This is a genomic window from Gelidibacter sp., from assembly GCF_035577925.1.
Lineage (GTDB): Bacteria > Bacteroidota > Bacteroidia > Flavobacteriales > Flavobacteriaceae > Gelidibacter.
On the sequence record NZ_DATJCY010000261.1, the window covers coordinates 1 to 1,724 of the forward strand.

Genomic DNA, 1,724 nt, shown 5'->3' on the forward strand with positions numbered 1-1,724 from the left:
GGCATGAGTGACATTACATCGTCCTCCACCCGAAATTTTCACTTTTTGCAAACCTTCCTTGCCACGTTCGAGAATGGCAACTTTCAATTGTGGATGGCGTTCTGCTATATTGATTGCCGCAAAAAAACCCGCTGCTCCTCCGCCAATAATAATGATGTCTTTTGCGTTCATATGCGATCGGGAAAATCTGAAATGATACCATCAATACCATAACTTTTTACAAGCGCAATATCATTTGTCTCATTAACGGTCCAAGTATTTACTTTGTAACCCAAATCCTGAAGCTCGTTTACTTTATTTTGATTCAACAATTGATAATCTGGATGAATAGCTTTGGCATTAATTGTTTTCGCAAAATTTAGAGCGTCATCCATATTAGACTCGGTCAATACAGCCAAAGGAATATTTTTATTGGTGTTAAAAACTGTTTGAAGTTCGTCATAATCAAAACTGGACACGATAAAATCGTCAAAACGCCAACCTTTGGTTTCTATATAAAACTGAATGATTTCGCACGTTTCATATGCTGTTTGCTGTCCTTTCAATTCAATATTCAACATACATTTTCTATCGATTAAATCTAAAACTTCTAATAAGGTGGGAATTCTGAATTGACCGTTAACATTAAGTGTTTTCAGTTCTTTAAGGGACTTCGTGGCAATTTCGCCAGTAACTCCGGTCAACCGTTCCAAGGTAAAATCATGAAAAGCGACCAGCTCGCCAGTTTGGCATAAATGCACGTCAATTTCGACGCCATCAACTCCTAAATCCATTGCTTTTTGAATGGATTCTAAGGTATTTTCGGCAATATAACCTTTAGCACCGCGATGGCCTATTTTTAGAATTTTATTCACTTTTGTCGGTTTTCTGTTTGTCGGTTGTCAGTTTGTCTATATTCTAGGTTCTATTCTCTATATTCTATTCCGCGTTTCACCAAGCTATTTCGGCCTCAACAATCCCTCTTGGGCAACTGAAGCAACAAGGATTCCGTCTCTGGTAAATATATTTCCTTTTGCAAATCCGCGTGCACCGTAAGCATTTGGTGTTTCGATGGCATATAGCAACCAATCATCAAAATCGAAATCCCTAAAATACCATATGGAATGATCCAAACTTGCCGTTATTGTATTTCCCCAATTTGCTCTGCTGGCATGCCGATTCATAACGGCTGCTAAAATATTATAATCAGAAACATAGGTAAGAATTTGCTGTTTTGATGCTACATCCAATGCTGAAGTATCTCCCTTCAATTTAAACCAGACATTATTAAATGGTGGCAAATCCTTTCCATCAAACGGATTAACAAGTTCAACCGGTTTAAATTCGACCGGACGATCAGCAGACAAAAAGTTTTTTGTTTTTTCTGGAATAAACGCACCAAACTGATCCAACATATCCGTCCAACTCAATAATTCTTCAGGTTGTTTGATTGTAGCATCCATTTTAATTTGGTGCTCATAACCGTTTTCTTTTTTTTGAAAGGACGCCGACAGAATAAAAATAGGCGTTCCGTTTTGTTCAGCCGTCACGCGTCTTACAGAAAAACTACCACCATCGCGAATAATACTAACATCATATACAATAGGCAGTTCCAAATCTCCAGCCTCCAAAAAATACGCATGTATGGAATGCAGCACACGATTGTTGGTAATGGTCCTGGTGGCCGCATTAACCGCTTGCGCCAAAACTTGACCTCCAAACACATTTGGACTTCCTACAGATTT

The 1,724-nt window shown here is 38.5% G+C and carries 3 protein-coding genes; all 3 read right to left on the reverse strand.

Features of this window, described 5'->3' with window-relative positions:
- Positions 1 to 171: NAD(P)/FAD-dependent oxidoreductase (locus VNJ50_RS10425; protein WP_325581611.1), on the reverse strand; the 171-nt coding region annotated here is incomplete at its 3' end.
- A complete protein-coding gene (locus VNJ50_RS10430) occupies positions 168 to 854 on the reverse strand; it encodes a glycerophosphodiester phosphodiesterase (protein ID WP_325581607.1) in 687 nt (228 codons plus the stop codon). The genes VNJ50_RS10430 and VNJ50_RS10425, both read right to left, overlap by 4 nt.
- Positions 855 to 938: 84 nt before the next feature.
- A partial coding sequence (locus VNJ50_RS10435; protein ID WP_325581609.1) for an acyl-CoA thioesterase II occupies positions 939 to 1,724 on the reverse strand: 786 nt, incomplete at its 5' end.